At 59.4% G+C, this 23,573-nt stretch carries 23 protein-coding genes; 13 read left to right on the top strand and 10 right to left on the bottom strand.

Annotation, left to right across the window (positions count from 1 at the left end; translation table 11 throughout):
* The first annotated feature begins 143 nt into the window (after window positions 1–143).
* The 5 genes from HF931_RS07515 to HF931_RS07495 all read left to right on the top strand — a co-directional run bounded on the left by HF931_RS07515 (window position 144) and on the right by HF931_RS07495 (window position 4,338).
* Window positions 144–1,361 carry a saccharopine dehydrogenase family protein gene (locus tag HF931_RS07515; RefSeq protein ID WP_035547002.1) on the top strand — a complete coding sequence of 406 codons (1,218 nt, stop codon included), beginning with the start codon at window positions 144–146 and terminating at the stop codon, window positions 1,359–1,361.
* Between the two features lie 146 nt (window positions 1,362–1,507).
* Window positions 1,508–1,900 (top strand): acyl-CoA thioesterase, encoded by a 393-nt coding sequence (locus HF931_RS07510; RefSeq protein WP_035547013.1) that lies wholly within the window; start codon window positions 1,508–1,510, stop codon window positions 1,898–1,900.
* A gap of 124 nt (window positions 1,901–2,024) precedes the next feature.
* Window positions 2,025–2,732, top strand: a complete 708-nt coding sequence (locus HF931_RS07505) for a hypothetical protein (protein WP_273242825.1) — start codon at window positions 2,025–2,027, stop codon at window positions 2,730–2,732.
* A 58-nt stretch (window positions 2,733–2,790) separates the two neighbouring features.
* Complete coding sequence (gene nspC / locus HF931_RS07500; RefSeq protein WP_273242824.1) at window positions 2,791–3,927, top strand: carboxynorspermidine decarboxylase; 1,137 nt, start codon at window positions 2,791–2,793, stop codon at window positions 3,925–3,927.
* Window positions 3,928–4,008: 81 nt separating this feature from the next.
* Window positions 4,009–4,338, top strand: a complete 330-nt coding sequence (locus HF931_RS07495; protein WP_337957157.1) for an excalibur calcium-binding domain-containing protein — start codon at window positions 4,009–4,011, stop codon at window positions 4,336–4,338.
* 30 nt (window positions 4,339–4,368) lie between these two features.
* Here HF931_RS07495 and HF931_RS07490 read toward each other — a convergent pair whose 3' ends face one another.
* From HF931_RS07490 to HF931_RS07460, 7 genes are all read right to left on the bottom strand, one after another.
* Window positions 4,369–5,187, bottom strand: coding sequence for a carbon-nitrogen hydrolase family protein (locus HF931_RS07490; RefSeq protein ID WP_273011499.1), 819 nt, complete (start codon window positions 5,185–5,187; stop codon window positions 4,369–4,371).
* A 19-nt stretch (window positions 5,188–5,206) separates the two neighbouring features.
* Complete coding sequence (locus HF931_RS07485) at window positions 5,207–6,397, bottom strand: aspartate aminotransferase family protein (RefSeq protein ID WP_273242822.1); 1,191 nt, start codon at window positions 6,395–6,397, stop codon at window positions 5,207–5,209.
* A 400-nt stretch (window positions 6,398–6,797) separates the two neighbouring features.
* Window positions 6,798–7,532 carry an ATP phosphoribosyltransferase gene (gene hisG / locus HF931_RS07480; protein WP_035547031.1) on the bottom strand — a complete coding sequence of 245 codons (735 nt, stop codon included), beginning with the start codon at window positions 7,530–7,532 and terminating at the stop codon, window positions 6,798–6,800.
* Window positions 7,529–8,659, bottom strand: a complete 1,131-nt coding sequence (locus tag HF931_RS07475) for an ATP phosphoribosyltransferase regulatory subunit (RefSeq protein WP_273242820.1) — start codon at window positions 8,657–8,659, stop codon at window positions 7,529–7,531. Before HF931_RS07475 ends, hisG begins: the two co-directional genes overlap by 4 nt.
* Window positions 8,656–10,137, bottom strand: coding sequence for a histidine--tRNA ligase (gene hisS, locus HF931_RS07470; protein ID WP_273242818.1), 1,482 nt, complete (start codon window positions 10,135–10,137; stop codon window positions 8,656–8,658). The genes HF931_RS07475 and hisS overlap by 4 nt, the downstream gene beginning before the upstream one ends.
* A 266-nt stretch (window positions 10,138–10,403) precedes the next feature.
* Complete coding sequence (locus tag HF931_RS07465; protein ID WP_273011508.1) at window positions 10,404–10,877, bottom strand: PaaI family thioesterase; 474 nt, start codon at window positions 10,875–10,877, stop codon at window positions 10,404–10,406.
* Window positions 10,878–10,927: 50 nt separating this feature from the next.
* The gene (locus HF931_RS07460) at window positions 10,928–12,292 is read right to left on the bottom strand and encodes an ABC1 kinase family protein (RefSeq protein ID WP_276912501.1); all 1,365 of its coding nucleotides are present in this window, start codon (window positions 12,290–12,292) and stop codon (window positions 10,928–10,930) included.
* Between the two features lie 257 nt (window positions 12,293–12,549).
* On the opposite strand from HF931_RS07460, the gene HF931_RS07455 reads away from it, so the two are divergent.
* The 5 genes from HF931_RS07455 to recF all read left to right on the top strand — a co-directional run bounded on the left by HF931_RS07455 (window position 12,550) and on the right by recF (window position 18,227).
* Window positions 12,550–13,332, top strand: coding sequence for an enoyl-CoA hydratase (locus HF931_RS07455; RefSeq protein ID WP_035547044.1), 783 nt, complete (start codon window positions 12,550–12,552; stop codon window positions 13,330–13,332).
* A gap of 129 nt (window positions 13,333–13,461) precedes the next feature.
* Window positions 13,462–13,725: a 30S ribosomal protein S20 gene (gene rpsT / locus HF931_RS07450; protein ID WP_035547047.1), complete on the top strand. Its 264-nt coding sequence runs from the start codon at window positions 13,462–13,464 to the stop codon at window positions 13,723–13,725.
* A gap of 543 nt (window positions 13,726–14,268) precedes the next feature.
* The gene (locus HF931_RS07445; RefSeq protein WP_273242813.1) at window positions 14,269–15,732 is read left to right on the top strand and encodes a DnaA ATPase domain-containing protein; all 1,464 of its coding nucleotides are present in this window, start codon (window positions 14,269–14,271) and stop codon (window positions 15,730–15,732) included.
* Between the two features lie 191 nt (window positions 15,733–15,923).
* On the top strand, window positions 15,924–17,045 hold the full coding sequence (gene dnaN, locus HF931_RS07440; protein ID WP_273011514.1) for a DNA polymerase III subunit beta: 1,122 nt from the start codon (window positions 15,924–15,926) through the stop codon (window positions 17,043–17,045).
* Between the two features lie 69 nt (window positions 17,046–17,114).
* Window positions 17,115–18,227 carry a DNA replication/repair protein RecF gene (gene recF, locus HF931_RS07435; protein WP_273242810.1) on the top strand — a complete coding sequence of 371 codons (1,113 nt, stop codon included), beginning with the start codon at window positions 17,115–17,117 and terminating at the stop codon, window positions 18,225–18,227.
* Here the strand turns inward: recF and HF931_RS07430 are convergent.
* Window positions 18,224–19,765, bottom strand: coding sequence for a TadE/TadG family type IV pilus assembly protein (locus HF931_RS07430; protein WP_273242809.1), 1,542 nt, complete (start codon window positions 19,763–19,765; stop codon window positions 18,224–18,226). The two genes, recF and HF931_RS07430, sit on opposite strands and share 4 nt — an antisense overlap.
* Window positions 19,766–19,991: 226 nt before the next feature.
* Here HF931_RS07430 and HF931_RS07425 point away from each other — a divergent pair, with 226 nt between their 5' ends.
* Window positions 19,992–20,786, top strand: a complete 795-nt coding sequence (locus HF931_RS07425; protein WP_035548145.1) for a thymidylate synthase — start codon at window positions 19,992–19,994, stop codon at window positions 20,784–20,786.
* Here HF931_RS07425 and HF931_RS07420 read toward each other — a convergent pair.
* Both HF931_RS07420 and HF931_RS07415 read right to left on the bottom strand, forming a co-directional pair.
* Window positions 20,783–21,139 (bottom strand): carboxymuconolactone decarboxylase family protein, encoded by a 357-nt coding sequence (locus tag HF931_RS07420; RefSeq protein WP_035547055.1) that lies wholly within the window; start codon window positions 21,137–21,139, stop codon window positions 20,783–20,785. The two genes, HF931_RS07425 and HF931_RS07420, sit on opposite strands and share 4 nt — an antisense overlap.
* A gap of 81 nt (window positions 21,140–21,220) precedes the next feature.
* Complete coding sequence (locus tag HF931_RS07415) at window positions 21,221–21,889, bottom strand: hypothetical protein (protein ID WP_273242806.1); 669 nt, start codon at window positions 21,887–21,889, stop codon at window positions 21,221–21,223.
* Window positions 21,890–22,048: 159 nt separating this feature from the next.
* Between HF931_RS07415 and HF931_RS07410 the strand changes: the two genes are divergently transcribed.
* Together HF931_RS07410 and HF931_RS07405 are read left to right on the top strand one after the other, a co-directional pair.
* Window positions 22,049–22,585 carry a dihydrofolate reductase gene (locus HF931_RS07410; protein ID WP_273011522.1) on the top strand — a complete coding sequence of 179 codons (537 nt, stop codon included), beginning with the start codon at window positions 22,049–22,051 and terminating at the stop codon, window positions 22,583–22,585.
* Window positions 22,586–22,654: 69 nt separating this feature from the next.
* Entirely contained in the window at window positions 22,655–23,563 is a 909-nt protein-coding gene (locus HF931_RS07405; protein WP_273242804.1) for an SMP-30/gluconolactonase/LRE family protein, read from the top strand.
* Window positions 23,564–23,573: the final 10 nt, after the last annotated feature.

The raw sequence follows: 23,573 nt of genomic DNA, 5'->3' as shown, positions 1-23,573 counted from the left end.
ACCTCGTTTCCTCCCCCTTCGCTCTCCTGCGCTGCGGCATTCCCCTCCCCCGGCTCCCCGCAGATCTGTACTGGCGAACACACGCTGTTTGCCCTATGTGACGGGCAGATCAGTGCCCATCCAGACAGGGAGTCTCATCACTCATGGACAATGTTCTCATCATCGGTGCCGGTGCCGCCGGATCCGTCGTCGCCCAGAAATGCGCGATGGACCGCGACACGTTCAAACACATCCATCTTGCCTCGCGCCGTATCGAGAGCTGCGAGAAAGTGGCCAAGCTCTGCCAGACACCGATCGAGATCAGCCAGGTTGATGCCGACAATGTTGAAGAGGTTGTCGCGCTCATCAACAAGGTGAAGCCGGACCTGCTGATCAACATGGCCCTGCCATACCAGGACCTGCCGATCATGGATGCCTGTCTCGAAGCCGGCTGCAATTACATGGACACCGCGAACTATGAGCCGCGCGATGTCGCCAAATTCGAATACTCCTGGCAGTGGGCCTATCAGGACCGTTTCAAGGATGCCGGCCTGACCGCCATCCTCGGCTGCGGGTTCGATCCGGGCGTGACCAATATCTATTGTGCCTATGCCCAGCAGGAAGGCCTGTTCGACGAGATCGAATTCATCGACATTGTGGACTGCAACGCCGGCGACCACGGCAAGACGTTTGCGACCAACTTCAATCCGGAGATCAATCTCCGCGAAGTGACGCAGGACGGCAAATACTGGAAAGATGGCGAGTGGATCGAGATCCCCGCCCTGTCGATCAAGACGATGATCGACTATCCGGAAGTTGGCCCGAAAGCCTCTTACCTGATCTATCACGAGGAAGAGGAAAGCCTGGTCAAGCACATCAAGGGCCTGAAGCAGATCCGCTTCTGGATGACCTTTGGCGAGGCCTACATCAAGCACCTTGAAGTGTTCAAATCCATCGGCCTGATCGGTCTGGAGCCGATCAAGCACAAGGGCATGGACATCATCCCGATGGAATTCCTGAAGGACTTGCTGCCGCCGCCTTCCTCGCTGGCCGAGAACTATACCGGCAAGACGTCGATCGGCGTCATCCTGCGGGGCACGAAAGACGGCCAGCCGGTCTCCAAGATGATCTACAATGTCTCCGACCACGCCAAGACCAATGATGAGGTCTCAGCGCAGGCGGTGTCATACACGACGGGCGTGCCGCCGGTTTCCGGCGCGGCCATGTTCTTCCGTGGCGAATGGAGCGGTCACGGCGTGTTCAACGTTGAACAGTTCCCGGCCAAGCCCTTCCTGGAAGATGTCGCCCAGCGCGGCCTGCCCTGGCACGTCATTGATGTGGACGGCGGCGACCAGGAAGACCTGTTCGCAGTCGAGACTTAGCCACAGCACGCCCATTACCGGGCCGAAATTGATTACGCATACGCGCCCGCATTCTCGCAACGCGCGTATGCATAATCATGTGTTTTTGCATGCCTTTGGGCGTCCTATCTGTCCCGGCAGCAAAACGCCGACACAAGGACACCCTCATGGAATCGCATACACCGCCCGGCATGGAACTGACCCTGCGCACACTCGCCATGCCCGCCGACGCCAATGCCGCGGGTGACATCTTCGGCGGCTGGGTGATGTCACAGATGGATTTGGCAGCCGCCGTGCGCGCCAATGAGCGTTGCAATGGGCGCACCGTCACGATTGCGGCGAATGAAATCATCTTCAAGAAACCGGTCCAGATCGGCGATACACTCTGCGTCTACACAGAAGTGGAAAAAGTCGGGCGAACCTCTATGGTCATCCGCATCGAAACATGGGCGCGTCGTGCCTTGACGGCCGTCCGAGAAAAGGTGACTGAAGCGCGCTTCACCATGGTGGCTGTCGATGAGGATGGCCGCCCCCGGCCGGTGAACCCGCCAACGGTCTGATCGGCATTTCAAGGCGCGACATCTGAAGGATTACCCTCATGAGCCTGCCCCTTCTGCCTGGCAATATCTCCACGCTCTGTATCGCGCGATGTATTGCGCGTCTGCAGGCAGCTCGGGGCACGGAATGATCGAATATCAAAGGCACGAACCTGCAATATTCATACATGTGCCGAAAACGGCAGGAACATCCGTCCGGCAAATCTTCAATTCATGGTTTGGCGACGGGTTATTGCCGCACTACGCCAATGCCTCCACCGGCGCATTGCCGGAAGTCACCGAACTAACTCATCCGCGGGAGAGCGGACGGCCGGTCTGTCTTTTCGGCCACTTCAACCAACTTCGAGGGTTTGGAATTCCCGGCCGGTACGATTTCGTTAGACAGTATCTGACGATTGTCCGCGAACCAATTGAACAGGCAATCTCAGAATACTTCTACATACGCAAAGTGGGCCAAAACTGGAAAGACCAAAGCCGAGTTCCAAAAGTCCCCTTGGAAAGCCACCTTGCTTCCGCGAGCCCCAATTTTCTCAACCACTTTCCAGCGGTTGTTACGCAGGACAACTATCGAGATCTGATTGAGGAGAAATTCATCTCCGTAGGCACCACTGAGCACTTGGAAGCGACCATTAAAGTATTTGCGGCCCGCTTAGGCTTCAAGCCAATGACCATTCCAAGAGAAAATGAGACTCCGCGTGATCAGCAAATCTCGCAAGCCACACGGGAATCTTTCATTGAGCGGCACCAGCTAGAGTATCTGGTGTACGACTACTGTCGCAGACGCCTCAATGACCAGTCCCTAGAACTGCGCACATCTGGGAGCGGTTCGGCCTGACCCAAATGCATTCACCTATCGATACCACACACCAAAATAGACCAAGGGAACGCGAGTCATGACACAGAGTACGGATATTCAGACGCCCGTTTTCGTGCTGGACGCGGCGCGCCTGCGCGCGAACCTGGAAACGGCGAAACGTGTGCGCGAGGAAGCCGGGTGCAAGATCCTGCTGGCAACGAAAGCGTTCTCCCTGCCCGCCGCTTTCCCGATGATGACCGACTATCTGGACGGCACCACGGCGAGCGGAGAGCAGGAAGCCATCATGGGGCATGAGAGCTTCGGCAAGGAAGTGCATGTCTACGCGCCCGCCTATACAAAGGCCGAGGTGGAACGCCTGACCGAAGTGGCCGAGCACATCTATTTCAACTCCCTCGAACAGCTGGACCGGTTCGCCGACATTGCCCGCAATGCGGGGGCCAAGGTCGGCCTACGCGTCAATCCCGGCTATTCCAATGCGACGCTGGGCGGCGACCTGTACAATCCTTGTGCGCCCGGAAGCCGGTTCGGCGAAGTGCCGTCAAAGCTGGATCAGGTTGACTGGTCCGGCATCGACATTTTCCATGTGCACGCCTTGTGCGAAAGCCTGCACGAAGGCTCTGTCGGACTGATCGAATTCGTGGCCGACAATTTCGGGCAATACATTGAACAGGTCAGTACCGTGAATTTCGGCGGAGGACACTTCCTCAACAAAGATGGCTATGATGTTGACGCCCTGATTGCGGCCATCAAGGCGTTCAAGGCGCGCTTTGGCGTCGAGGTTGTTCTGGAGCCGGGCGCCGGCCTTGTCGTCAATACGGGTGAACTTTACGCCACCGTCCTCGCCCTGCACTGGAACGAAGTCGATCTGGCGATCCTCGACGCGTCCGCCTCGACCCATATGCCGGACGTGCTGGAAGTGCCCTACCGGCCAGACGTGATCGGCGCAGGCCAGCCCGGCCAGAAGGCACACACATACCGGTTCGGCGGCAAGACCTGCATGACGGGTGACGTGATCGGAGACTATTCCTTCGACGCCCCACTCAAGCCAGGCGACACGATCATCTTCACCGACCAGATGCATTATTCCTTCGTCAAGACGAACACGTTTAACGGCACCCCGCTGGCAAACCTCGCGGTGCGCTGGGAGGACGGCATCATCGAGAGTCTGTCAGATTTCGGCTATGAGGAATTCCGGCGGCGGTTGGGGCGCTAACCCGCACCAAAAATTTGCGGTTCACTTTTAACCGATGATTGCGCACGATGAGGTATTCTCCGTTTTCGGAGGAATAGACTGATGCGTAGATTGTTACCTGCAATTCTGTTGATGCTACTGCCAACCACGGGAGAGGCCCTTGCTCATGGTGGCGGGCTCAATGCGCAAGGATGTCACACAAATCGCAAAACAGGTGACTACCATTGTCATGGCAAAACATCCTCATCCTCAGCCACCCCAGCGCCCAGACCTCAACGCGCGACCACGAATACTTTGCCGCCCGCCCCACAGGTTAGGGCCTTCCGCAATTGCTCGGAAGCACGCGCCGCAGGTGCGGCCCCCGTACGTCGGAGTGATCCTGGCTATGGCCCTCACCTTGACCGAGACAATGATGGAATTGGCTGCGAGTAATATACTCTTCAGTAGTAAGGTGTGATGCCGTCAGAGTTTCCGATCATTCCCGAGCGAAGGGATGCGCGCCCGCGCTTTCGCCACGGCATCCAGATCAATGTCCGCCACGATCACACCCGGTTCATCGTCTGCCTTCTCCGCCAGCACGTCGCCCCAAGGGGAGACGATCAGGGAATGACCGAAGGTCTCACGGCCATCTTCGTGCTTCCCGCCTTGCGCCGGGGCGAGGACGAAGCTGCCGGTCTCGATGGCGCGGGCCCGAACCAGCGTGTGCCAGTGCGCCTCGCCCGTCACGCGCGTGAATGCGGCCGGGATGGTGAGGATTTCCGCGCCCGCCTGCGCAAGCTTGCGATAGAGATGTGGGAAGCGGACGTCATAGCAGATTGTCATGCCAAGCTTGCCGAACTCTGTCTCCGCCAGCACGGCGCGCTCGCCCGGACGATAGGACCGGCTTTCGCGATAGCTCTGCCCGTCGCCCACTTCGACATCGAACATGTGGATCTTGTCGTAACGCGCGCGGACGCTGCCATCAGGCGCGATCAGGAATGACCGGTTGGCCAGCCGTTCTTCGCCCTCCACCGTCACGGCGATGGACCCGATCAAAAGCCAAATGCCCAATTCATCCGCCAGCGCACGGAGCGCTGCCAGCGTCTTGTCATCTGACTCGGCAACGATCTTGGGCCGCGCCTTGCCGGGGCGAATATCCAGCAGATTGGTCATCTCCGGCGTTGCGATGAAACGCGCACCCTTCCCCGCCGCCTCACGGATCAGGGCCGAGGCGTGATCAATGTTCGCCTCAATCTCAACGCCCGTCCGAAGCTGGGCGCACCCTATGCGGAGCTTTGTCATTCGGCTGGCCTCCGGCAGTTTACTCCGGCACCCACTCAGACAGCGCTGCATCCATGATCTGGGTGGCTTCGCGGACATGTTCATCCGCAATGACAAGCGGCGGAGCCAGACGCAGCACGTTGTTACCCGCGACGCCGACCAGAAGATTCTTGTCGCGACACACGCCTTGCAGGCTTTTCGGGTTCGCCTTCATCTTCAGGCCGGTGAGCAGGCCCTTGCCGGTTACGGCCTCGACCTTGTCCGGATGGCTGTCGGCCAGGCTCTTCAGCCCCTGGGTCAACGTAGCCGAAACACGGCGTACTTCGGCGAGGAAATCTTCATCAGAAATAATATCCCAAACGACATTGCCAACCGCCATCGCCAGCGGGTTGCCGCCATAGGTGGAGCCGTGGCTGCCCGGTTGCATGTGTTCGCCGACGGTTTCCGTTGTCAGGCAGGCGCCGAACGGGAAGCCGCCGCCGATGCCCTTGGCCGAGCAGAGAATGTCGGGCGCGGCGCCGTCTACCCATTCGTGGGCGAACAGTTTTCCGGTCCGCCCCATGCCGCATTGCACTTCATCATAAATCAGCAGGATGCCATGTTCGTCGCACAGTTCACGAAGGCCCTTCAGGCAGGCATCCGGCATGGCGCGGACACCGCCCTCACCCTGTACCGGTTCGACGAACACCGCCGCTGTCGTCGGCTGCGCCGCTGCGGCTTTCAGCGCGTCATGGTCACCCCATTCCAAATGCACAAAGCCCGGCAGCTTCGGACCAAAGCCCTGAAGGTAATTCGGGTTACCACCAGCATTGATGGCGCCGAGTGAACGACCGTGGAATGCACCGGTGAAGGTGATGATGTCGATGCGCTCTTCATTGCCATTCGCCCAATGATATTTCCGGGCAGACTTGATGGCGCACTCAACCGCTTCAGTGCCGGAATTGGTGAAAAAGACCCGGTCTGCGAACGTGTCCCGGCAAATCTTGTCGGCCAGTTCTTCGGCCCCCCGCACGCGGAACATGTTGGAGGTGTGCCACAGCTTTTCCGCCTGGCCTTTCAGCGCGTCGACCATGGCCGGATGCGAATGACCAAGGGCGTTGACAGCAATGCCTGCAATGAAGTCGAGATATCGCGTACCGCTTTCGGTGAAGAGGTATGGACCCTCTCCCTTCTCGAAAACTTCTTCCGGTGGCCGGTAGACAGGCATGATGTGCTGGCGCGGATCGCTCATGATAACTCCCATGCGTTCGCAAAATCTGATTTGGCCAACGCTTGGCCGCGCCGCCTGGCGAAGTCAACACACGGGCTGGCAGCAGCCCCCTTTCCGAAACGGACTTGAGTGAAGCTATCTTGAACCATGAAAATTATTTAATCGAAAAACGATAATTTTGATTGACGTTTTTCGATAAATGCATATTGTTATTCAAGAAGCCGAGGCGGCCCGGGGTCAATGTCTAAAACGCCCCCTACCTCACCTGAGCCGTTGCTCTGGGTCGCCTCGGTGGACTCTCTTGATTACCGGAAATGAAAAAAGGCGCGGAGAGCTTCCACCAGCTTCCGCGCCTTCCACCGTTTGCAGCGTTTCCTCCCAGAAACTTGCCGTGTCATAAGGCCGCGCTTTTGGGCGTGTGTCAAGAATGTGAATTCAAATTTTTCAATGTGAGCAGTTTTTCAATTTTTGCTGCACCGCGCAATAACGACAGGGACTTCAGCGCCGCCGGGCTCCAGGAGGCATTCGCAGACACTGCCAAAACGGCCTCGCTTTTCAAAATTATTCCATCTGAAACAATTTTGAGCCCGTTCGCCTTCAACGTGGCCCCTGTGGAGGTGATGTCCACGATGACGTCTGCGGCCCCGGTGGCCGGTGCGGCTTCGGTGGCGCCAGCACTTTCAACGAGTCGGTATTCGCCCACCGATTTCGCCGCGAAGAAGCGCCGCGTTAGCCGCATATACTTGGTCGCAACGCGCAAACGCCGATGATGGGCCTTCCGGAAGGCCGCGCCCGCAGCCTCCAGGTCCGACATCGTGTCCACATCAATCCAGGCCTGTGGCACGGCCACAATGACATCCGCCCCGCCAAAGCCGAGCCGCTCTGCCACGTGAAAATCTTCCGGCCCGGTCGGCGCGAGATCGTGTAGCAGGTCTTCCCCGGTCACGCCCGCATGGATCGTGCCGTCGATGATACCCTGCGCAATTTCTCGCGCTGACAGGAGCCGCATGTCGACTTCGCCGAGGCCGGTGATCTCTGCCTGATACCCCCGTTCGCCGCCGATCTGGCGCACTTCGAAGCCCTGCTCCATCAGGAACGCTTCGGACTTTTCCTTCAGCCGCCCCTTGGACGGAATCGCCAGTGACAGGACGCTCATGCCGTCTCTCCTTTTGCGCGCAGGATGCGGTCCGGGCGGACGACTCCGCCAATGCCGGATGCAGCGGCCCTGGACCGGGACAAGCCTTCGATCAGCCCGTCATACCGGCCACCCGAGGCAATGGGCTGTCGGGATGTCAAATTCTGCCCGAACGTCTCGAAGACGAAGCCATCATAATAGGTGAACCGACGCCCGAAGCCTGACCGGAACCGCGCCTCTGTCGCGACACCCGGCACGGCAGCGAGAATGGCATCCATGCGCTTTGCAACGCGCTCGATTGCGCTGCTCATCGTGTCGAGCCCATGTTTGCCCGCTATTACGCCAAGCACATCTGCTGCCTCCCCTGCCGGGCAGTTTACGCCGGCAAGATCAGACAACGCCGCGCGCGCAGCCTCGGGAACACCGCCAGCAGCATGAACCGCCGCCTTGCCCCGCAAACCCGCCACGATTTCATCGACACTGCGTGTACCGATCATGGGAATGCCGCGTTCGGACAAGACGTTCAGGAAGGCGGCCTCGGCCTCTTTCGAGCCGGGAGCCTCCAACACAGGTTGCAAGTCATCAGCGGGAGCCTCAGGCGCGGCAGCCAGCAAATCGCTCACCCCGCCCTCCTGCCGGAATGCCCGCTTCAAGAGGTCGGTTGTGATCCGGGCCAAACCAAGCGCATCCACAAAAGCAGGGAAGATCGACAGGTCCCCCATCTCGGTCGCGGTTGGCGTGACGTCACACGCGGCAACGGCCTCACGGACAAGCGCGAATGCCTCGGCATCTGAATCAGCGCTACTGTCCTTACCGAACCATTCAAAGCCGACCTGTGTGAACTCCATCGGGTCGTTTTCAGCGGCGGGCAGTCGGAATGCTCGGGCCGCATAAGTATAGGCTTTCGCGCCATCACCACCTGCGGCCCGGCGTTCAGCCTCCTGCCCGGCGACAGGCAGGGTCAGGTCCGGCCGCATGACCATCTCATTCCCGCGATGATCGGAGAATACGCACAGACGTGCGCGCACGGCTTCACCCGACAGTTCCAGCGGAATATCAGACGGCAGAATATAGGCCGGATCTACGCGCTCTGCCCCGGTCGCTTCGAACACGCCGCGCGCTGCCGCGACGAGTGCATCATGTGTCATTTCTGGGCCTCGACAATCTTGCGAATGGCCTCGACCATTTCAGCACGCGGGACCTCAAACTGTCCGGGGCGCGCTTCACGGTACTCTTCATTGGACTTGATGGCCTTCGCCTTCAAAGCGCCCATCTCAAGATCCTTGATCGTGACCGTGCCCTTGGCGAGTTCATCTTCGCCCACCATGATGGCGGCCGGCGATGATCTGCGGTCAGCATATTTCATCTGCGGCCGCATGCCGGAGGCCCCCATATAGGCCTCCGCCCGGATACCGGCGCGGCGCAGCTCTGTTGCGATCTGCAGCGCGACGGACGGGTCTTCCTTGTCGAAATTCAGAACAACCACCGGCCCGTCCAGCTTCTCGGTCTCGCCCATGATCTGCATCGCGGCAGCAAGCCGGGAGATTCCGATGGAGAAACCAGTCGCCGGAACCGTCTCGCCAGTGAAGCGGGCGACCAAATCATCATAGCGGCCGCCCCCACCAATGGAGCCGATGCGGTACGTCTTACCATCTTCTCCCGTCACTTCACGGAGCAGCTCGGCCTCATAGACAGGGCCGGTATAATATTCGAGGCCGCGGACCACGGACGGGTCGATCACGACATCGCCCTCAGGTGCGCCAAGCGCTTCGAGCGCCTTTGCAATGGCTTCCAGTTCGGCAAGGCCGGTTTTGCCTTCCTCTGTGTCGCCGGTGGCCTTCGCCAAGTTCTCGAGCGTTTCGGCACGTGTGTCTGCGCCCGCCTGCGCGAAGGCGAGCACGCGCTTCACTTCAGCTGCGCCGAGGCCCGCGCCTTTTGTATAGTCACCGCTTTCATCCATACGGCCTTCGCCGAGCAGATCGGCAACGCCTTCGACGCCCAGTCGGTCCAGCTTGTCCAGGGCGCGCAGGATGGCGAGACGGGTTTCGCCCTGTGTCGCACCCACGCCGTCCAGCACACCGTTCAGGAGGCGGCGCGTATTCACGCGGATCACGAACTCGCCCGTCTCCATCCCGACCGCGCGCAGCGCCTCAGCGCCCATCGCGATCATTTCCGCATCAGCGTGAAAGCCCGGCGCGCCAATCGTGTCGGCATCGCATTGCCAGAACTCACGGAAGCGGCCCGGTCCCGGCTTCTCATTGCGCCAGACCGGCCCGGCGGCATAGCGACGGAACGGCTTGCCCAGTGACTGGCCCGCCTCCGCCACGAACCGCGCGAGCGGGGCCGTCAGATCGTAGCGCAGCGCCATCCATTGCTCATCGTCATCCTGAATGGCGAAGACGCCTGCATTCGGGCGATCATCATCTGGCAGGAATTTGCCGAGCGCATCGGCATATTCAAACGCGCCAGTCTCCAGCGCCTCGAACCCCCATTGGCGGTAGACGCCCGTGATGGTCTCGACCAGTCCGGCCTGCGCATGGATGAGGCTTTCGCGCTTGTCCGGGAAGCCGCGCGGCTTGCGGGCGAGATCCTTGCCTGTGAGGGGCGGTGTGTCCTTGTCGCTCATGGTCGTCTCTGGTCCTGGTTGCCGACGCGCCCCGCATAGACGGAGACGCCAGAATTGGAAAGGCAACACGTCAACGCAGCGCGGACCGGAGGTCGGCCTGCCTCATCTGATCTGGTTCGGAAGATTGAACACTTGCAGGAGGCGCAGCCGGACCGGTTCGCGCCTCGTCGGCGCGTCACGAATGATGGTGATGGTGGTGCAGTGCAATGTTCATCGCGTTGGCGGATACTGAGACGCCCTGACAGAGTCAACCTTTCAGGCGGGCGTCAGGCTTTTTCCGTCGGGCGCGTGAAAGGCTTCTGTGCGCCATCGCGGCGCTCGATCACCTTGAAGATGCCGGTACCGCGCATCAGCAATTTGTCGCCCGTCCAGATGCGCCCCTCAACGGTGAAGACATCATCCTGACGGCCGACGACTTCGCCTTTGCCCTCGACAAAGCTGCCCATCGGTGCGCCGGAGAGAAAGTCACACAGAAGACGAACGGTGACCCACCAGGTGTCCTCATCCTTCTCGACGGCCGCGCCCCAGGCCATGTCGGCAAAGGTCATGACCATGCCGCCATGCGCGTTCATCATGCCATTGGTGTGGTATTCTTCCACCCGGAACGCGCGGTAAACGCCGGTTTCGTCCCGCTTTTCGAACAGCGGGCCAATCTGGCGCCCAAAGCCGCGATGCCAGGGGAGAATGGAATAGCCTTTCGGCGTCTCGAAAGTCTGGTTTCTGGTAAGGTCGTCGCTCATGCAGTGCGGATTAGCGCCAAGTTTGCGCGAGGGCCAGAACTAACCACGCGTCAGTCGAGACCGACCGCCGTCTTGGCGCTCGCCTGGCGCGCGGCCACCGCATCCACCTCAAACCCTTCAAGGCTTTCATTGAACAATCGGTAGAAATTGAGCTCTGCCCCCAGCCGGAGGTACGCCGCGCCGAGGCCAATGGCCGCGCGGTCCATGAAGACAAACTCCCGCGGGATCTTCACCGGCCCTTTCTCCTTCAGCAGCCTGCGCACCTGAAAGGCTTCCTTGCGGCCATATTCGCCGGGACTAACTCCATCGGCAACAGAGCGCACGCGGTCATCCAGCAATGGACCATAAATGAAGCGCGCCCAGATATTGAGCACCTCGACCAATTCCTTCGACAGGCCGCTGAAGCCCCATTTTTCATAGGCGGCATAGGCTGCGTCGAAATCATCCGCGAGGATGGCGCGATAGAGGTCCACGACACCGCTGACGAATTGCGGCGGGAAGATGCGGATGCAGCCAAAGTCCAGAAGGTTGAGGCCGGTGCCCTCCCCCGTCACCTGATAATTGCCCAGATGCGGGTCGCCATGAATGACGGCATAGGCGTTAAACGGCCCCCACCATGTCCAGAACAGCATTTCCGCAATCCGGTTGCGCACCTCTTGTGGCGCATCCTCAAACGCATCGAGCCGCTGCCCCGATACCCAGCTCATGGTGAGCAGCCGATCAGTCGAAAGGTCAGGGACCGGGTCCGGCACTGTCACAAAGTCCCGATCTGCCAGCATATGAGCATAAAGCGCCATGTGCTTCGCCTCGCGGGCATAGTCGAGTTCTTCGCGAAGCCGGTCTGTGATCTCGTCGACCATGGCGCTTGGGTCGATCGATCCGTCCATCCGCTTGAACAGGCCGAGCATGGTCTTGAGCTGCCCGACATCCGACTCCACGGCGCTCGCCATGTCAGGATATTGCAGCTTGCAGGCGACCTGGCGACCATCATGCAGTGTGGCCCGATGAACCTGGCCGAGCGAGGCAGCATGGGCGGCCTCCTTCTCGAACTCGGCAAACTTCTCCAGCCATCCCGCACCAAGCTCAGCCCGCATGCGCCGCTTGACGAATGGCCAGCCCATGGCCGGGGCCTCGGCCTGCAGCTGGCTGAGTTCGTTGGCATATTCCGGCGGCAGGAAATCCGGAATGGTCGACACCATCTGCGCCACTTTCATGAGTGGCCCCTTGGATTTGCCAAGCGCCGCCGCCAGCGCGCGTGCGATTTTCTCATCGCCCTGATCCCCGCCAAACAGGCTCTGCGTGGCAAAGGTCAGGCCTGCGCCGGACAAATTGGCCCCGACCCTGGCGGTTCGTGCAAGACGACCCGACAGGCGGTTGCGTTCCGGGTCTCGCGATGTTTGGCTGCCATCTGTCATGGGCAAGATATAGGTCTCTGCCTTGAAAACAGCCAATCCGCACTTGTCGCAGGTGTCAGCCCGATATGACTCGCAATGGATGACAAATGCGTCATGATTGATGTATAGGCCCGCCTTCGCGAGATATCCGCGACGAAAAAGGAACAACGCCCGGAGGTTTCCCGGTCATGGGCACGGGGTGTAGAGTGTCCTTGTTATTACAGGCTGCGGCAACAGAAATGCCAGCGCCGAACCGCGACCAGCAGGAATTTTTTTGAATGTCTTACAATACGCTGCTCACCGAGATTGATGCCGAGGCTGGCTTTGCCATCATCACGCTCAATCGTGCGGAGAGCCTGAACGCCCTCTGCGAAGAGATGATGAACGAGTTGACCGACGCCCTCGACCGGTTCGAGAGTGACACGGATATTGGCTGCATCGTCCTGACCGGCAGCAAGAAGGCTTTCTCCGGAGGGGCCGATATCAAGGAGATTCAGGAGAAGACCTATCCTGAATCCTACTATGAAGACTTCATCAGCCGGAATTGGGAACGCGCCGCGCGGGCGCGGAAGCCCATTGTGGCGGCCGTCTCAGGCTATGCAATTGGTGGCGGCTGTGAGCTGGCCCTGATGTGCGACATTATCCTGGCGGCTGATACAGCCCGGTTCGGCCAGCCTGAAGTGCGCCTTGGCGTGATGCCCGGTGCAGGCGGCACGCAGCGCCTTGCCCGCGTTATCGGCAAGTCAAAGACGATGGAATTGTGCCTGACGGGCCGGATGATGGACGCCGAAGAAGCCGAACGTTGCGGACTGGTCAGCCGCGTCGTGCCCGCAGACGACCTGCTGGACGCCGCGCGGGAACTGGCGCGCACCATCGCCTCCATGCCTCTGGCCGCTGCAATGCTGACCAAGGAAGCAGTGAAGATCGCCTACGAGACCCCCCTTTCCCAGGGCATCCAGTTCGAACGCCGCATGTTCCAGTCGCTGTTTTCGACAGACGACCAGAAGGAAGGCATGGCGGCCTATGTCGAGAAACGCTCGGCCCACTTCAAAGACAAGTGATGCAGGACACCCGATCATACCTGCATTTTCCTGCGCCGGGGCCCATCTGGGCTGTTGACGCCCCCGCGCCGTTTATGTATTCCCCCGCCTTCAGCCTGAAGGGAGCCCTTCGGGCCACAGGAGTTTAATATGGCTAATACTCGTTCTGCCAAGAAAATGGTCCGCAAGATTGCGCGCCGCACCGAAGTGAACAAAGCTCGCCGCTCACGCGTGCGCACCTTTGTCCGCAAGGTTGAGGAAGCAATCGCGGCTGGCGACAAGTCTGCTGCTCAGGAAGCGCTGCGCTCTGCTCAGCCGGAACTGATGCGCGCGGTTACCAAGGGCGTGATGCACAAGAACACATCTGCCCGGAAAGTTTCCCGCCTGTCAGCCCGCGTCAAGGCAATGGGCTAAGCGACACTTTCTTGCGTAAAAATTTGAAACCCGCCTGACTGCTCAGGCGGGTTTTTTCATGTCAACTACTCAATACAACAAAATGTAGCCCGCCAAACAACAAGTTCATTGCACTTGGAGGTTTCTCGTAAGGATTGCGAAATTGACCTGACTGTGAGGGTCCGAGTTGCAGTAATGTTAGGGCTTGTCAGAGGAAGAAAAAAACTCGCACTTATTCAGAGGAATTTCACAGGCTTATGCCCCGCCCCCTGTTGACAGAACAGGCGTGAACAAAAGTGTGGAGCGACTCACTCACAAAAAAAGATCAGTTCTCAAACGCCTGATTTGATTGCGATTTGAGGAAGAGGATTAAGAGTCAAGCGAGCAAAACCTGTTGTCGCATAAAAGTTGCACTTGTCAGCAAAACCCCCTTTGAGTAATTTGAATTCACCAACAGAAAAGTTCTCCCGACACGGAGTATTTATGTGTAACCGGACTACGGTTCGGGCGGGGACTGCGTGCCAGTTGGTCAGGGTGAAATATAACTAGAAAATGGGGCTCGGCATGGACGGGAACAGACTCTTTGATTCAGAAACTGGCGTAGACTTCACTAAAAAACAGGGCGGCAAGAATGCTCCGGGCAAGGAGATCTGGCTGACCGTAAAGGCGCATCTCGCGACCATCCTCAACACGGCTGACTATGATCGCTGGATCGATGGTCTGCGCCTGGTTGCCGAGTACAACAATGAGATGATCATTGCGGCGCGGGATCCGCTGTCATTCGACCGCGTCTATGGGGCCCACCGCCATGCCATCCAGCGCATCTGGCGCGAGCATGACCCGGCCCGCCGCGCGATCAAGCTGGTCTGCTGGCGCACTGCGCCTGCCGAACTGCTGGAGATCGTCGACGATCCTTGGGCAACGACTGAGGCGGCCACCGATACAGCGCCGAAGGCAGAGGCCGAGACATCCACCGCCAGTACTGGCGCCCCTGTCATGTCGTTTGGCACCCTCGTCACGGGTGAGGCAAACGAACTGGCCGTCGAGATGGCGAAGCGTATTGCGGCCGGCCTGCCAGTCGGCACGCTGACAACCTTGTTCTATGGCCTGCAGGGCACCGGCAAGACGCACATCCTTCACGCGCTGAAATCTGCCGCTGAAGCGCGGGATGGCGAGTGCAATGTCGTCTACCTCACTGCGGAAGAATTTCTCTCCTCTTACACAGACGGCGTGAAGGTGAAGGACACCAGCGCCCTGAAGAAGCGTCTGCGTGCCGCCACCATCCTGATGATCGACGACCTGCACCGCATCAGCGGCAAGCCGGGCACAGAGACGGAGCTGTTCCAGAACATCCGCGAGGTCACCGCGAATGGCGGCCATGTCGTTCTGGCGGGTGACAAGGCCCCTGGTGACGTCACCGGGTTCAGCCCCCGCATGATCAGTGAGCTGAAAGGCGCGACCACCGTCGAGGTTGGCGAGCCGGACGCCAACATGCGCTACCAGATCATGCGCGACCTTGCTGACCATATTCAGTCAGGCCATCCGAACTTTGTTGTCACAGATGAGATGATCGCCGAGTTCAATGCCGGCATCCGCGGTCAGGCCCGTGAAATGACCGGCGCGATCTGGAACCTCTACACAGAGGCGGCCTTCGGTATCCGCACGCCTACGCTGGACATGGTTCGCAAGATCGTGCGCCGGACAGAAGGCGACGTGCGCCAGCCATCTATCGAGTTGGTCAAGAAGGCGACAATGAAAGTCTTCGACGTGACAAAGACTGACATGGAGAGCCCGAGCAAGGCGCGCGCTGTGGTGTACCCACGCCAGATCGCCATGTACCTGTGCCGCGAGATGACCGGGAAATCCTTCCCGCAGATCGGTTACAGCTTCGGCAAGCGCGATCACACAACCATCCTTTATGCGCACCGCAAGGTGACCAAGGCCCTGAAGGACAATGTCGAGCTCAAGGCCCACATCAAAGCCGTCAGCGAAGCGATCCTGGAGCTGCAAGCAGCGGGTATGAATTAGGCAGGTGAGGGCAATCGCGCTGAAAACATCATCAGCGCTTGGCTTTTTCGATCGTTTGAGTAAGTGTGCTCGGCCCGCTCTCCCTGCAGAGCGGGCCGATTCCGTTCCGGATGGCTGTTCCGGGCGGAGCCGGGAGCATGTATGAAGAATTCAGGGCCACCTCTGGCGGCCTGCCACGAACGGAACGGACGATGAAACTGACGATTGAACGCGGCGACCTGCTGAACGCACTCTCCCATGTGCAGAATGTGGTGGAGCGCCGCAACACGATCCCGATCCTCTCAAACGTGCTGCTCCAGGCAGGCAATGGAGAGTTGAAGCTCACCGCGACCGATCTCGATATCGAAGCCGTCGACAGCGCAGATGCAAGCGTGTCGCGCGAAGGCGCCGTGACCGCCCCGGCCGGAACGCTGTTCGATGTGGTGCGCAAGCTTCCCGCGGGGTCAGAGGTCGAGCTGGAAGTCCAGCCTGAAGGCCAGCGCCTCGCCATCACGGCGGGCCGGTCTCACTTCGAATTGCCAACCCTGCCCGCCTCAGACTTTCAGACAATGAGCTCTGACGACACGCCGACGAAATTCTCGATCGGCGCCAAGGAGTTTGCGCGTCTGATCGACAAGACACGTTTCGCGATCTCCACCGAAGAGACCCGCTACTATCTGAATGGCGTGTACCTGCATGGCGCCAAAACCGATGATGGCAGCGCCGTGCTGCGAACCGTTGCCACAGATGGTCACCGCCTCGCGCTGGCTGAGCTGCCTGCCCCGGCCGGATCTGAAAACCTTGAAGGCATCATCGTGCCCCGCAAGGCGATCGCGGAAGCGCGCCGCCTGGTGGATGGGGTCGAGGACGACATCGATGTGGAAGTGTCCGACACGAAGATCGTCGTGCGCGCCGGTCGCGCGGTGCTGACCTCAAAACTCATCGATGGCTCCTTCCCTGACTACAGCCGCGTGATCCCGAAAGGGAACGACAAGAAGCTGACCATCGACAACAAGGCCTTCGAAGCGGCTGTGGACCGCGTGTCCACCGTATCGGCAGAGCGCTCGCGGTCCGTGAAGATGTCTCTGTCTGATGGCAAGCTGGTCCTCGCGGTGAACCATGCCGAAACCGGCGTCGGCAATGAAGAGCTCGAAGCAGAATATGGTTCGGACGCAATGGAGATCGGCTTCAACGCGAAGTACCTGCTCGATATTGCGGGTCAGATCGAAGCGGTCGAAGCGGAATTCATGTTCAGCGATCCGGCATCGCCTGCCCTCGTGCTTGACCCGTCCGATGACAGCGCGCGCTACGTTCTGATGCCGCTGCGCGTCTAAAGGAACAACGGCGTTTCCGGCGGCACGACGGTCTCGACTCCTGACACCCGGCCACGCCATACAGCCTGAATGACCGCCCTCACCCGCCTGACCCTGACTGACTTTCGCAATTATGCGTCGCTCAGCCTGCCGCTGGATGGGCGTCATGTCTGCCTGTATGGCGCGAACGGCGCAGGCAAGACCAATCTGCTTGAAGCGGTGAGCCAGCTCGGCCCCGGTCGCGGCCTGCGCTCGGCTACCCTGCAGGACATGGTCCGCAAGGATGCGCCAGCAGGATGGACCGTTTCGGCGATGCTGGCAGACGAGCAGCGCATCGGCGTTGGCCTTGAGCTCAGCCCAAGTACGAAGCGTACTGTTCGTATCGACGGCGCATCCGCCACGGCTTCAGATCTCGCAGAACTTGTCCGCATCGTCTGGCTGACCCCGGCGATGGACGGAGTGTTCCGGGGTAGCACGTCAGACCGACGCCGCTTCTTTGATCGGCAGGTCATGGCGCATATGCCGACACATGGCACCGCCGCCAGCCGGTATGAAAAGGCGATGCGTGAGCGCAACGCCCTGCTCGAACGGGGCCATGTGGACCCGGCCTGGGCTGATGCCATCGAGGCGCGTATGGCCGAAGCCGGCGCCGAAATGGCTATCAACCGGGCGCACGTTCTCGAAGCGCTGCAAGACGCCATCAATGCTCGGCCTGAAGGCTATTTCCCGAAGGCTGACCTCGCCCTTGAGGGCAAGACTGAAGAAGCGGCCCTGCGCGGCAAGGATTTCAAATCCATTTTCGAAGCGCTGATCGATACATTCCGCACAACCCGTCGCCGCGACATCGCCGCCGGCAGAACAATCGATGGCCCACACCGGTCCGACCTGACCGTGATCCACCGTCCGACAGGTGCGCCCGCGAAGGATGCGTCGACCGGGCAACAAAAGGCGTTGCTGATCGGCCTGATCCTCGCCTCGGCCTCAGCGCTTCGCGCGGATGGTACCGGGCCATCTCCCCTGCTCCTGCTCGACGAAGCAGCGGCGCATCTCGATGCAGACCGGCGGGCGGCGCTGTTTGATGAATTGTCCGCTCTTGGCGGTCAGGCCTGGCTGACTGGCACGGAAGCCTTCCTCTTCGAAGCCTTTGGCGACCGCGCGCAGAAGGTGCGCGTCGAGGACGGCCAGGCGGTGAGTGACGCCTAGTTCTTGATCCGGAGATCGGAGATCGACTGAGCAATTTCCCGATACACATCCTTCAGCTCCTCCCCGTTCGAGGCATCAAAGGCGAAGGATGGGCTGGTCGCGCAATACTCCATGATCGTGCGCCCATCGGATGTCTTCTGGACATAGGACGGCACCTGAAACCCAACCGTGTATACCTGCACATTTGCGGGCTCCGCTTTCATCGCATCACAGAGGTCCATCGCCTGGCGGAACGAATTCTTGCTGGCAGTCGGATGGTTCACGTTGAAGTCACCATCCGTCATCAGGATGACCGCCTTGGTGACATTCACTTCGTCATAATCCCACGGTTTTGAAACTTCCGGCCACACGCTTTGCCAATTCGGCGACAACAGATACCAGCCCCAGGCCACACCCAGATGACCCGCCGTGCCGCCATTTGCTGTCATGGCCTGAACATGTGCCTTCAACGCGTCCTTGTCTTCCGTGAGAGGAACGGGTCCGGACTCCCGGCACGTGGCGTAGTAGAAATCCAGCGCGCCGGTCGAGCTGTTCGCACCGCCATTCTCGATCTCGTTTTCGCCGCGATACTTGTCGCGGTCGCTATCATAGAAGTTCCAGCGTGGATTGCCCGCCCCAATCCAGGCGAAACTGCCCGGAGCCGCGTCGCTGTCTGCATAGGTTCCGGTGCGCTCGTAAACGCAGGTGTCTCTCGCTGTTGAATCTTCCCAGAACCAGCGCGCCACATCCCAATCATAGTCGCCATGCTGGTCACACTCGTCAGGATCGGACTCTGTGCAGGTTCCGTCCTGATAATACATGAAACGCTTGCCCGTCGCCTGATCGTACATTCGGGCACTGTTATAGGAATTGTAGTTGCTGATGCCCCCGCTGTTCGTGGCGTCGGCCGGAATGGTTACGCCGCGGGTGACCTTGTCAAAATAGGCCCCCGCATTGACTGCATTGTTATAGGTGACGATGCCGAGACGAACCGTTCCGTCTCTCACCTGATCATCGGGCAGCAATTCGTCGAACGCCGTGATCGCGGCGGTCTTTAGAGATGACAGCCGATTGTTGCTGTTCATCGACCCTGACACGTCGAACACGAAAGACACGTCGATCCGCCCTACCGAGAAAGTCGAGGTTGAGCTGACGGTGAAGCTCATATCGTCATTCCCGATCAGGTTCGACAGGAAGGTCGGCTGAGTACACCTCATGCGGCCGAGAATGTCTTCGCTGTCATCGCTGAATGTGACTGAAACGGTCGTACAACTCATGCCACCGCCTGCCGAGTCGATCAGGGGCGACATATATTGCCGGATATCGGCGACGACTTCTGCATTTGTTGCGCCCGCCTGACGAGAAAGAGCGCCTGCGAGGACGGCAGAATCCATCGCATATTGCACGCGGGCTTTCTGGCGAAAGATGAACTCCAGGTCGACTGCCAGTCCGACAAGCACCATCAACGACGTCAGGATAAACGCCGTCAGCATGGTCAGATTGCCATGCACATCGCGCGCGAAGCGATTGAAGAATGTCCCGAAACGCCCGGTTTTCACTGCCCCAGCCTCATGGTCACCAGCCCGGTGTGGCCTTTTGCTGATAGTGGGCAGAACTGATTTCCGGTGCCTTCAGGTTCAGACGTTAAATGCTCCCTGCAGAACAAGACTGCGTTTACCATGAACATGCCCGCGAACCCGGGCAATCAAGCTGCGCCGACTTGCCTGTCGGGGATCATTTCGTGATACGATGGACGCCGAAGACCGATTCCCGACAGAGGCTGACATGCAGCAATATCTCGATCTCCTTCAGGACATTCTGGACAATGGCCATGAGCGCGCCGACCGAACGGGCACAGGCACACGCGCCGTGTTTGGTCGCCAGATGCGGTTCGATCTGTCCGACGGGTTCCCGATGGTCACCACGAAAAAGCTGCACCTGCGCTCGATCATCATCGAACTGCTCTGGTTCCTGAAGGGCGATACCAACATCAAATACCTGAAAGACAACAAGGTCTCGATCTGGGATGAGTGGGCCGACGAGAATGGCGACCTTGGTCCGGTCTATGGCAAGCAATGGCGCAGCTGGGCCGCGCCAGACGGCCGCGTGATCGACCAGATCCAATGGGTGCTGGACGAGATCCGCACCAATCCGAATTCCCGCCGCCTGATCGTGTCGGCCTGGAACCCGGCCGATGTGAATGAGATGGCGCTGCCGCCCTGCCACTGCCTGTTCCAGTTCAACGTGATGGACGGCAAACTGAACTGCCAGCTCTACCAGCGCTCTGCAGACGTGTTCCTTGGCGTGCCGTTCAACATCGCTTCCTATGCGTTGCTGACCATGATGATGGCGCGCGCAACCGGACTGGAGCCGGGCGAGTTCGTGCATACATTCGGCGACGCGCACCTGTACCTGAACCATATGGAACAGGCACAGCTGCAGCTCTCGCGCGCCCCTCGCGCCCTGCCCCGCATTGTCCTCAACCCAGACAAAACTGATTTGTTTGGCTGGGAATATTCAGACTTCACGATCGAGGGCTATGAGCCGCACGCCCATATCAAGGCGCCGGTCGCGGTCTAGGCGTCTTTCAGCGCCTCCCAGGCTGTCCACGCATCGCCTGCATACATGAGGCTTGGGCCACCGCCCATGTAAACCGTCATGCCGAGCGTTTCGGCGACTTCCTCATCGGTTGCGCCAAGCCGTTTCAGCGCCTTGGTGTGAAAGCCGATACAGCCGTCACACTGTTTCGCGATACCAATGGCCAAGGCAATCAGTTCCTTGGTCTTGGTATCCAGCGCGCCATCCGCCAAGGCGGCCTTGGACATGGCGCTGAACTGATTGAGCGTTTCCTTCGCGCCTGTATTGCGAAGCCCGGTAATGCCCGAATTGATCGCGCCCGTTATCGCGCCATAGTCCTTTTTGCCGTCTGCCATGCTTGACTCCTTATTTGCATACTTGCGCAAATATGCGAACTCTATCGGCTCATGCAATATGGAGATTACCGGATAGCGCAGTCAGGCTGCCGCCGGATCGACTTTTCCGAGATCTTCCCGCCGCCGGATGATTGCCGAGACGATCACCGCGCCAACCATCTTCCCGATCACGAACACGACCCAGTTCCAGACGTGCAGCGAGTTTCCGGGGTCCATGCCCAGCTCCATCTGCTTGGCGAGGTCCGCACCGTACAGAAACACCGTCGTATCCACAGGCGCCGCAAGCGCGCTGGACAGGAGGATACGCGTGGAGAGGCGATACTTGGTGAAAGTGAAGAGCAGCCAATCCACGCCTTCAGAAATCGCAAAGGCGATCCCGCTGGCCAGCGCAATGACCGGCCAAGCATAATAGAACGACCAGGCAATCGCCATCGCCATCACGATCAGCACGCGGTGGCCCATTTCCCTCTGTACGAAATCCCGGATCACGAACACCATGCCGGTCACCATCGTCATCGGGTGCAGCGATATACCCTGCGCCGTCAGGCCGCTACCCGTGGGCTCGATGATCTGGAACTCCGGAATGATGCCGAACGACCAGTTCAAAAAGGGAATCAAGGCAACGTAGATCAGCGCCCAGCCGCGCCCTCTCAGCATCCAAATCCCCAATAGTGACAACAGGATGGCGGGCAACGCCCACCCGATCTGACCAGGATTTCCGTTGGTTAAAATTTCTACAAACGTTTGCATCCAAACCATCCCCAACGGAACTGTCATTCACCGCCTGAAAACTGAAGAAATAAGGTTGCATTCACCCTACAAACTCGGCTCTGCATGTAGTCACAAAGACGTATGGGGTCACAAGAGCTGGCCGCCAAATTACATGCAAGTAGATTGGAACCGATCAGTATGTCGGCAGATGTAAAACTGTGCCTGATTGCCGCTCGAGCCCGCAATAATGTGATCGGCTCCGGAGGTGATCTGCCGTGGAAGCTGAAGAGCGACCTGTCGTTCTTCAAGACGGCGACGCTGGGTTGTCCGATCATCATGGGCCGCAAGACATGGGAAAGCCTGCCTGTGCGTCCGCTGAAAGGCCGCGAGAATATCGTGATGACGCGCGATTGGGCCTACAATGCCGACGGCGCCCGCGTGTATTCCAGCTTTGCCGCCGCCACCAATTCCGCGCGCGCAGTCGCTGCCCGTACAGATGCCGACAAGGTCTTCGTGATTGGCGGGGAAGCCATCTACAAGCTCGCCCTGCCGTTGGCCGACCGCATCTACCTGACCGAAGTCGATGCAGAACCAGACGGCGATGCCTATTTCCCGGAACTCGATGCCAATGACTGGCGGGAGACCAGCGCCGAGCAGTATGACGCCGGCAATGGCAATGATTTCGCCTTCAAGATCCGCCAGCTCGACCGGGTAAGCGTTTTCACTTCCCGCTAGGACAATCATTGTTCTTCGAAAATCAGACGCCTAACCTTCTCCCAAAAAATGGCGAGGAGGAAACAGCCAATGGAATTCGAGATCATCACCACCGGCCTGCGCTTTCCGGAAGGTCCGGTTGTCATGGCGGATGGCAGCGTCATCGTCGTTGAAATCGAGAAGAAATGCGTCACCCGCTGCTGGGGAGACGGCAGGACAGAGATCATCGCGCACACCGGGGGCGGCCCGAACGGGCTGGCCATCGGGCCGGATGGTGCGCTTTGGGTCTGTAACAATGGCGGCTTCATCTACACCGAGATGGACGGGCTTCTCATCCCCGGCAATTGCCCGAATGATTATGATGGCGGTCGGATCGAGCGGATCGATCTGTCCACCGGCAAGGTCGAGCGCGTGCTCGACACGGTCGATGGCCACAAGCTGAAGGGCCCGAACGATCTTGTCTTCGACAAGGCTGGGAACCTCTACTTCACCGATCACGGCAAGACCTATTCCCGGCACCGGGATTTTGGCGGCCTGTTCTTCCTCGCCAGGGGGGCAAGCGAAGCAAAGGAACTCGACTTTCACTATACAAGCCCGAACGGTGTCGGCCTCTCCCCTGACGAACAGACGGTCTACATGGCCGACACGCTAACTGGTCGCATGTGGGCTTTCGATCTGGAAAGTCCTGGTGTGATCAAGCCTGCTTCGCCTTTCAATGGCGGCCGTGTCGTGGCCACGATGCCCGGCCTGCAATACTTCGACAGCCTTGCCATGACCGCGGCAGGAAATGTCTGTGTCGCAACCATCCTGAATGGCGGCATCACCACCATCACGCCCGGCGGAGACTTTCACCACACGGCCTTTCCAGACCTGATCGTCACCAATATCGCGTTTGGCGGCGATGATATGCAGGATGCCTATGTCACATTCTCCAGCACCGGGCAGCTCGCGAAATGTCGCTGGCCAGAGCCCGGTCTGAAGCTGAATTTCAACGCCTGATATGACGCAC

This window comes from Hyphomonas atlantica corrig. (genome assembly GCF_017795365.1).
Classification (GTDB): domain Bacteria; phylum Pseudomonadota; class Alphaproteobacteria; order Caulobacterales; family Hyphomonadaceae; genus Hyphomonas; species Hyphomonas atlantica.
This window is presented reverse-complemented; position numbering and strand designations above follow the sequence as displayed.